Annotated in this window: 13 protein-coding genes; all 13 read right to left on the bottom strand. The window is 27.8% G+C overall.

Features of this window, described 5'->3' with window-relative positions; translation table 11 throughout:
• A partial coding sequence (locus tag ACKI3Q_RS10255; RefSeq protein ID WP_407416493.1) for a DNA polymerase occupies positions 1-1,257 on the bottom strand: 1,257 nt, incomplete at its 3' end.
• Positions 1,232-1,846, bottom strand: a complete 615-nt coding sequence (locus ACKI3Q_RS10250; RefSeq protein WP_407416492.1) for a hypothetical protein — start codon at positions 1,844-1,846, stop codon at positions 1,232-1,234. The genes ACKI3Q_RS10255 and ACKI3Q_RS10250, both read right to left, overlap by 26 nt.
• 65 nt (positions 1,847-1,911) lie before the next feature.
• A complete protein-coding gene (locus tag ACKI3Q_RS10245; protein ID WP_407416491.1) occupies positions 1,912-2,283 on the bottom strand; it encodes a hypothetical protein in 372 nt (123 codons plus the stop codon).
• Positions 2,284-2,302: 19 nt separating this feature from the next.
• The gene (locus tag ACKI3Q_RS10240) at positions 2,303-2,464 is read right to left on the bottom strand and encodes a hypothetical protein (RefSeq protein ID WP_407416490.1); all 162 of its coding nucleotides are present in this window, start codon (positions 2,462-2,464) and stop codon (positions 2,303-2,305) included.
• Entirely contained in the window at positions 2,461-2,742 is a 282-nt protein-coding gene (locus ACKI3Q_RS10235; protein ID WP_407416489.1) for a hypothetical protein, read from the bottom strand. The genes ACKI3Q_RS10240 and ACKI3Q_RS10235 overlap by 4 nt, the downstream gene beginning before the upstream one ends.
• Positions 2,743-2,764: 22 nt before the next feature.
• Entirely contained in the window at positions 2,765-3,016 is a 252-nt protein-coding gene (locus tag ACKI3Q_RS10230) for a hypothetical protein (protein WP_407416488.1), read from the bottom strand.
• A 1-nt stretch (position 3,017) separates the two neighbouring features.
• A complete protein-coding gene (locus ACKI3Q_RS10225; RefSeq protein ID WP_407416487.1) occupies positions 3,018-3,197 on the bottom strand; it encodes a hypothetical protein in 180 nt (59 codons plus the stop codon).
• 13 nt (positions 3,198-3,210) lie between these two features.
• Complete coding sequence (locus ACKI3Q_RS10220) at positions 3,211-3,381, bottom strand: hypothetical protein (protein WP_407416486.1); 171 nt, start codon at positions 3,379-3,381, stop codon at positions 3,211-3,213.
• A gap of 1 nt (position 3,382) precedes the next feature.
• Positions 3,383-3,694, bottom strand: coding sequence for a hypothetical protein (locus ACKI3Q_RS10215; protein WP_407416485.1), 312 nt, complete (start codon positions 3,692-3,694; stop codon positions 3,383-3,385).
• Positions 3,695-3,825: 131 nt separating this feature from the next.
• Positions 3,826-5,712, bottom strand: coding sequence for a hypothetical protein (locus ACKI3Q_RS10210; protein WP_407416484.1), 1,887 nt, complete (start codon positions 5,710-5,712; stop codon positions 3,826-3,828).
• A 95-nt stretch (positions 5,713-5,807) separates the two neighbouring features.
• Complete coding sequence (locus ACKI3Q_RS10205; RefSeq protein ID WP_407416483.1) at positions 5,808-6,980, bottom strand: hypothetical protein; 1,173 nt, start codon at positions 6,978-6,980, stop codon at positions 5,808-5,810.
• Positions 6,981-7,007: 27 nt separating this feature from the next.
• Positions 7,008-7,808 carry a hypothetical protein gene (locus ACKI3Q_RS10200; protein ID WP_407416482.1) on the bottom strand — a complete coding sequence of 267 codons (801 nt, stop codon included), beginning with the start codon at positions 7,806-7,808 and terminating at the stop codon, positions 7,008-7,010.
• 19 nt (positions 7,809-7,827) lie between these two features.
• On the bottom strand, positions 7,828-8,291 hold a 464-nt coding region (locus ACKI3Q_RS10195), incomplete at its 5' end, for a hypothetical protein (protein WP_407416481.1).

Below are 8,291 nucleotides of genomic sequence, written 5' to 3'. Positions count from 1 at the left end.
TAAATAATCACGTTTATAAATACGAAAGTTTTTTACATACATTTCTTTCCATGAATATGTTTGTTCAATGATTTTATAATCTTGTTCTGTTAGAGTAATTGAAATTTTATCTGCACTAATTAATCTGCCATTGTCAATTTTTGGATTTTGGCATGTATAACAATGCGATTCAGAAATATAATGTTCAAACCAAATTTTAGATTTTAGATCAATAAAAGTTACATCAAATAAACAACAGAAATTATTAATCAAATTTATAAAATGTTCTTTGTTTCTTATTACAACTAATTTTCCATTCATCATTGGATATTTTTCTGAAAGCATTACTGCAGGATATGATGATGTAAAATCATATGATGCAACATTCTTTTGCACTTTTCCAACCACTAATGGATTTGCATGTGTAAAACCACCTGCAAAGGCACGTTTTAATTGTTTATATTCATTTATACTTTGAATGTTTAAATTGTGGATAAAATAGTGGTATTTTAAAAAACTTCTTCCTGATTTTTTATGACTTCCACCACCATTATATAAACACATGTTTCTGCAATATTTTCTAACTTCACCTGTTTTAGTTAATGGAATTTTATTTATGTCATTTTTATGTGATTCTATTTGTTCTTGAATATATGCCATGACAACCGAACCATCATTTAAAACATAACCTTTTTCTTTATTTGTTAAAGGTGTTAATGGTGTTCTAATTAATCTATAATCAAGATCACCAACTTTTTTATTAACTTTATATTTTTGTAAATGTTCACCAATTTTTTCAAGAGAATAACCTGATAATAGATAACTACATCTAAATTCTATACCATCATATGTAACTGCTTTAACAGGTGTTCTATTTTTTAAAGCAAACACAGAAATCCATGTAAACCATTTCATAAAAAATTGAAATTCATATCCTAAATTTTGAATATAGAAAATTAATCTTCTATTCTTTGATATATTAAACGTATCAATAATAAAAGATAGTAAATTTAATAAATCATCTTTTGTTCTACCAAAATATGATCTTCCATTTATACCTAATGTGAAACAATACATTAAACCGACTTTTTCTTTATTAGTGTCATAAAATGATGATACTTCAATATCTATTACACATGATAGGTTTAAATATGATATTTTCTTATTTGTATTAATGACTTTATATTTAAGAGTAGAAATATATTTTTTAAAATCAGATAATTCATCAAATTCATTTTTTAATTCAAAAATGTCATAACTTTGTTGATGGTGTTTCATTTTCTGTTTCTTCTTGATCTTTATTTACTTCTTCATAATTTTCTTCATACCATCTTTCAATTTCTTCTGCAGTAAGATTTGGATTACTTAAAAGCATTTCTGCAATTTGGTTTCTTCCCTGAATACTGCCTTTAGAATGTGCATATGAAGAAATCAATCCTTTTTGTTGAAGTTTATGGTGTATTTCAAATAATTTATTAACATCTAAAATATCTTTTAATGATTCTTTTGGAATGTGCATTTCTTTTGATAATCTTTCATATGTTCTTTCTTTATATTTATTAAAACCTTTAATGGTAGAAGTTTCTGCAACAAGAAATGATCTTGCACGTGCAAATTCTTCACGTAATTTATTTGTTTGATTACCTTTTTTAACATCAGAAGATAATTTAGTTGAAAATCTGTTGTTTTTGCCTAATCCCTGTAATGCAGGGGAATTAATATTATGTTCTTCTAATCTTCTAATACGTTTATTACCTGCACTAACTAATCGTGATGTAATTGCACGAAGTTGTGATTCATTTAAATTATTAAAAGTATCTAAATCAATATTTAGAATATCATTAATTTTTAATCCTTTAACATTCATATGGTTTTTCCTTTCAAATAAGAGTGTAGCAACATTATATCACTACACCCTTATTGATTTAATAATTAACCGATAATTGTTTCTTCTTGTTCTTCTTCATCAACTAAGAATTGGCACGTGTTTTTCTTAGGTTTTAATGGTGAGATGGTATCAAAATCTTTAATGTAAACATTTGGATAAACATCTTTACCATCTTTTTGTTTAATTTCGTAAACATAAGGCATAATAACATCTTCACCTTTACATTCAAGAATGCCACCATTGAATTTAACAGGTAACTTTTTTTCAGATTCTTTACTGAAATTTAATGTTAAACCTTTTCGTTGTTCACCTTTATCTTCTTCGCCTTTTACAACGATCATTACAGGTGTGAAATAGGAAGTAAATGTTCTTCCATCAGATGTTGTTTTTGTGGTTTTTAATACTTTGATTTTCATATAAGTTCCCCCTTTCGTATTAATACCTTTTTCTATCTGAACATATTTTTTCAATACGTTTAATAGCATCATAATATTTGATTGCGATTTCATGCGCCTTTGGAATGTTAATTGTTTCAACAACATAATCGGTGCTTTCTTTTAGATTTTGTTCAATCTCTTTTTGTAATGGATACTTCATAATCTTTTTTCCTTTCTTCTAATATAAGTTAAATGAAATAATTGTTTTCTTTGTAATATACATGGTGTTAATAAATGACAACCTTTTCCATCACGTGAACATTTTTTATTATCTTTATCATAATATTGACAACCTGTATGAATTGGAATAAATTTTTGCATTATCTTTTCCCCCCTTTTTCTCATAAAATAGTTTTTTCCATTTTCACGTGGTCTTAACTTAAATTTCATAATCGTATTTGGTTTAATTTGTTTTGGATCATAATAATTGTTTTTCATTAGTTCACCTGCCTTTTTTCAATCATTTCTGATTTACCACCTTTATTGGTTTATCTGATGTAGATAATGTAAACATTCCATATTCTGAAGTTTCATTAAAGATTTCAATATAATCACAATCATCAAATCTGATCGTTTCAATTAATTCATGGTGATATATTTTAGTGTGAACAATGAAATATCTATGTTTTTTATCAACATCAACTTTTATTACACTATATTTATATTTTGATGGTTTTCCAATTTTAATTAATCTAATTCTGTATTTTTCCATATTAATCTTCTTTCCAATTGTTGATGGTAACAATTGCGCCATTTCTTAAAATTTCAGATTCTTTACATGACTGATCTTCACCAAATTCAAGAATTTTTATAGAGTGGTTTCCAATGACTATTGAAACATCACCTGTATAAAGATGTTCTTCTTCACCAATTTTAATTGTTAGTTTTTTCATAATAATATTTCCTTTAGAAAATGTAACATTCATTTTTGCTATCATAAATACTTAAAGCATATTGAGGACATTGCCACTCTACTCTTTTTACATAGTTTCTTGCGTCCTTTAGAGTATTAAATGGTAACTCACCAATAGCAGAATGAAAAACAATATATCTGTTTGGATATCTTGGTTTTTTCATATTAAAATTCACCCCATTCTTCTGATGCAATTTTTTCTAATTCATTAAATGCAACCATTATTTTAATTTCTTTGATGAACGCATACATTTGTGCTAATTCACAATTTTTAGAGTTCATAAGATCGCACATAGTCATGTTTTCTTGATATGAATTATAGTGATTATTTTTTAAATCTTCAGATGCTTGTTTAACGTATCTTTTTGATTCTTTAAGATTGTAAACAAAATCTGTGATAATTTTTTCTAAAATTTGTTGTGTGGTTTTCATTTGGTTTTTTCTTCTTTCTGCCTTTTGGCAATTATAGTATTGCATATTTTCAACAACCTGTCAACAACTTTTAAAAAACTTTTGAAAATAAATAAAAAGTGCATCAGGATAACCAACAACCCAATGCACCCCATTCAAAGAAGAAACGCACTATTAATAAGCGCATATGTATTATATCAAATATTCACACCATTATGCAATAATTCAACAATTTCTGAAATTTCATCTTGATAAATACTATATGCCTTAGGATCAAAATGAATATACGGGACTTCAATATAATATCCAATATGATTGGATAAAACTTCATATTTTTTATAAGGTTTACCATTCATAGCATTAAAAATTGTTTGATCACTAAATAAGGTATTATAGTGAGATATTTTAATAACTAATTCACTATTAACATGTAATGCATTTTCACTACTTCCAAATGCAGTTACACCACGTTTATACATTGTATTTTCTGCATTAGCATATGAAATGATTGATTTTGTTAAACCAACACCACCTTTAGCAAGTATGCCGACATTTTCAGATGCAATTCCACCTATAACTGCTAATGATCCACTTACTAAACCCATTGTTAGATTTAACGCATTGTTTTGTTTTTCTCTTGTTATTTCTTCGGCATTGGAAGATGTAATAGGTAATTTAAAACCAAATAAACATGTTCCCGACCATATTAATTCATAATCGGTATAATTGTATAAAAATGCAGTTGCATTTCCTGTATCAAAATCTATTGAATAATAAAGTAAAATTCTTTTGTTAATTAATTGATTTGCATTAATTGATACCCAACCAACAAACGCCACATAAATTTCATAATTTGTATATGGCTCATATGATAAATAATCAGGATCATTGATTGTGAATACAAAATCATTTGTTATAAAATAAGGGCTTGCAGATAATGTACATTCACTTGTTTTTACCCAAGGATCACTTGGTGTTTGTGATGGATCTTGTTGAAACCATTGACCTGCATCATTATTTACATCGTGATATAAAGCATAATCACCTGCAACTACATATTTATTTGCTACAATTTTAAAAACATTTGTTTCCATATTTTGTGTATTAAATGGTAACCAAATTGCAGATGTAATAAATGAAAGTGGTACATCATTATTAAATGTTGCATTTCGTAATGTATTAAATGTTGATCTTGTCATTAAATAATAATGTGTATAATTACCTTTTGCACCATTAATTTCAGGTAATCCAAGTGGATAATCAGGTGCATTTTGTGGTGTTGATATTAAACTACTATTTGTAGTAACAAGTATATTTCTGCTTATATTTGAGAAATCCAAATAACAATTAACTAAAGATCCTGTTGTTGTCGGACGTGGAATAAGATAATCAACTTCAAGAATATTCGTTGTAGGAAACCGATCATCAATCAATTTTGGATTTGTTACTGAAGTTTTTGATGATCTTAAAATATATCCATTTTGTAAACGAATCAATGTTTTCCATGACATTAAAACATCTTCTTTTAAATGCAATCGTGTATAATCTGCACTGATAAATTCAATTGAATCAACATAATAATATCTATTGAATATAGGTATATAAACATAATTAAAATTACGACTATATGCTTTTATATCAACATTAATATTTTTTAATCCGATTGTTTGGTTAAATTTTCCATCAATTGCATCAATATTAATTAAGTTTTTTGAAAGATAATTATTCGGTGAATTTTGTCTAAAAACAAATAATGTTGTTTTACCTTTTTGATTAACTTCAATATAACCTTCTTGAATAAAATAAAGTAAGGTATTTAATTGTGTTGATGGTATGTCACATGTGAAAATAATGTAACTTTGATTTTCTGAACAATCTACAATATTTGCATCTGATAAAGTATATGTTGCCGATCCTGATGATGTTCCCACCCATACAGACAAAGTTTTATTTGATGGTGTAATTTGTAAATCTAATTTTTTTACATCTTGTGATGGAATATTCCATTTTTCAAGATCAGTAATATTTTCAAATGTTAATTGCATACTATTGGAAAATATATCTTCTGCAATAAATTCAACCATTAATTTTATTGTTAATCTCATATTTTAATTCCTTTCTACAAAAAATGGTGGTAAGTAACCACCTACCACCATTATTTTAATTTAGCATGTAAGAATTAAGCAACTAAGAATACAACAAAGTTTTCATTGTAATCATTAAAGTAACCTGCATCTTCTTTATACCAATAGTTATAAAATTCTGCACGTTCATTAACGTGTGTTTTCACACGTTTGTTGAAAGCAGTTACACCTAAACTTTCAAAATCAAACATAACACCTGCGATATATGCTTGTTCAACTTCACGTTTTGTGCCTGTCTTATCAAGAATTTCAACATGGATTTTAGATGCATCTGCTAAGGCAAATGTTTCACCACTACCTTGCCAACATGCAACAACATCTGCCTCAGGAAGTTTAACCAATTCTTCATGGAATGTATCAGATTGTAAGAAAGCAGAAACACCTGCATCAACATAATCTAATAATACAATTCTTAATAAATCACGTGGTGTATGTTTTTCTGTTCCACCAATGTTGAATAAAGTGGAATAGTTTGCCATACGTGATGCAACTTGTTTCATTCTATATGCAACATAACGTAAGAAATCCTTATCGTATAATGCTTTTGCTTGTGTTAAAGCATCACCACCTGTTAAACCATGAATTGTATTATATTCAGTTAAAAGTTTAACGCAACGTGTAGTATTTTGAACAACACTACCTGATGTAGCATCATAAATGGTTGCACCAATGAAATTATTGATTGTTCTCATAATGAGAGCATCAAATTTAAGTGTTAAAGAATTTTCAACCATTTGGAATAACATCTCAACGAAACGTGCCATTTCACTTGCACCTAAGAATGATTGTTTTAATTGTTCTTCGGCAATTGAAAGTGGAATTTCAAAAGTTGTTTTGTGATTCCATAATTTAACACTAATTTGTGGTTTATAGAATGTATCTTGGTTATAGGTTTCATTATCCTGTAATTCCCATGATTCATTTTCTTGAGCATCAGGAAGTTTACCATGCACTTTTTGAACGATAGATCCAAATTCCCATGAATCCATTAAAACCTTTGGCGCACGACCTGAATATGCACGAATTGAGAAAATATTTTTCGCAATTCTATTAACTAAAGCACCCACGAATTTATCATATAAATTCATGTTTGCAATTGATTCACCAATGCTTACAACATTAGATAAATCTTCTTTAACAATGCTATCTTCACCTAAAATTTGTTTTTGAGCATCATTAACAATTTGATAAACTTGTGTAATTTTCATAATTTTTTAAATCCTTTCTTTTAAATATTAAAGTGGTGTAATGGTGTCATTGATAGATTGATTTGTTAAATAGGCATCATTTGTAATTTGATCTGTTAAATAAACATAGATAGTTTCACCACTATCAATGTATAAGTAATATGGATTATACGCCCATACACCATTATTTGTTTCAGCAGAAATTTGAACAATTCCATTTTGTCCATTATATATACCATTACCTAAATCATCAAGTGTATATGCATCACTTTTTTTAGAATAGATATAAAATGTAACATCTAATTCTTGTTCATTTTCATCAATACCACTAATGGTGATAGCATGTTCATACAATTGTGTGCCTTTTGCATCATCTTTTAATACGTATTCACCTGATGAATTAACACCCAACACTTTACCACTATCGGCAACCACAGGTGATGGAATATTTGATTCAATAGATTCACGTGCAAGAAGTGTTGCACTATCAATTGTATAACCAACGTATTCTGTCCATTCATATACAACATTGATTAAAATATCAATTGTTTTTCCATTGGATAATAAGGTTTTACCACCAATAGATAAATGTAACGCATCTGTGTTAAAAGATAAGTTACATTGAACAATACCATCAAATTTTGAGCCACTTGAACGATATTGCACCAAAACAGGTTTCAAACCTTTTTTGGATTCTTTTGTGAAATCACGATTTTCATCAATGAAAACACGTAGATCTGTTAATTGTTTTTTAACATCTTCATCAGTAATATCAACTTCGCCTGCACTTAAATTAAGTGAAATAGCAGTTAAATTGAGAAGAATTAACCCACCAATTAATCTGTTCATAATTTTACCCTTTCTAGCATTAATATATGCTTAAACATAACACTGAATCAATATCTTTGTAAATCATTTTATAGAAATCATATTTTCTGACTTCTAATTCTTGTTGTAACATTTGTTGTGATGTAGTTATACCAATATTACCAAATCTACGTGTGGTTTCAGTACCTGTATGCGTAGATACTTTTTCATTGGTATTTTCTTCCGTATGACTAAGTGTTGTAGATCTTGTTGAATCATCATTTCCTGAAATAGAAGATTCACGTTCTTCTGCACCTGTTTCAGATATTGAATCAGTTTTTTCTGATGTTTCAGTAACTTTTGAATTATTAATTTCTTCGTTACCATCAGTTTGTGTTACAACAACAGGTTCTTCAGCATTGAATCCTTTATATTTACTTTCTGCAGTTGTATCACGTTCAGTTGTGGTAACAGATTTTTCTGATTCAACATTTTCAGTTCCACTTGTTGATTTACTTGAATCAA

The organism is Methanobrevibacter sp. (assembly GCF_045636185.1).
GTDB lineage: Archaea > Methanobacteriota > Methanobacteria > Methanobacteriales > Methanobacteriaceae > Methanocatella.
The sequence above is the reverse complement of the archived record's forward strand: the minus strand, read 5'-3'. Positions and strand labels throughout refer to the sequence as shown.

Coding starts and splice junctions, on each gene's coding strand:
- ACKI3Q_RS10205 (WP_407416483.1), bottom strand. CDS start 6,980: ATGAAAATTACACAAGTTTATCAAATTGTTAATGATGCTCAAAAACAA.
- ACKI3Q_RS10230 (WP_407416488.1), bottom strand. CDS start 3,016: ATGGAAAAATACAGAATTAGATTAATTAAAATTGGAAAACCATCAAAA.
- ACKI3Q_RS10200 (WP_407416482.1), bottom strand. CDS start 7,808: ATGAACAGATTAATTGGTGGGTTAATTCTTCTCAATTTAACTGCTATT.
- ACKI3Q_RS10245 (WP_407416491.1), bottom strand. CDS start 2,283: ATGAAAATCAAAGTATTAAAAACCACAAAAACAACATCTGATGGAAGA.
- ACKI3Q_RS10250 (WP_407416492.1), bottom strand. CDS start 1,846: ATGAATGTTAAAGGATTAAAAATTAATGATATTCTAAATATTGATTTA.
- ACKI3Q_RS10240 (WP_407416490.1), bottom strand. CDS start 2,464: ATGAAGTATCCATTACAAAAAGAGATTGAACAAAATCTAAAAGAAAGC.
- ACKI3Q_RS10235 (WP_407416489.1), bottom strand. CDS start 2,742: ATGAAAAACAATTATTATGATCCAAAACAAATTAAACCAAATACGATT.
- ACKI3Q_RS10210 (WP_407416484.1), bottom strand. CDS start 5,712: ATGGTTGAATTTATTGCAGAAGATATATTTTCCAATAGTATGCAATTA.
- ACKI3Q_RS10215 (WP_407416485.1), bottom strand. CDS start 3,694: ATGCAATACTATAATTGCCAAAAGGCAGAAAGAAGAAAAAACCAAATG.
- ACKI3Q_RS10225 (WP_407416487.1), bottom strand. CDS start 3,197: ATGAAAAAACTAACAATTAAAATTGGTGAAGAAGAACATCTTTATACA.
- ACKI3Q_RS10220 (WP_407416486.1), bottom strand. CDS start 3,381: ATGAAAAAACCAAGATATCCAAACAGATATATTGTTTTTCATTCTGCT.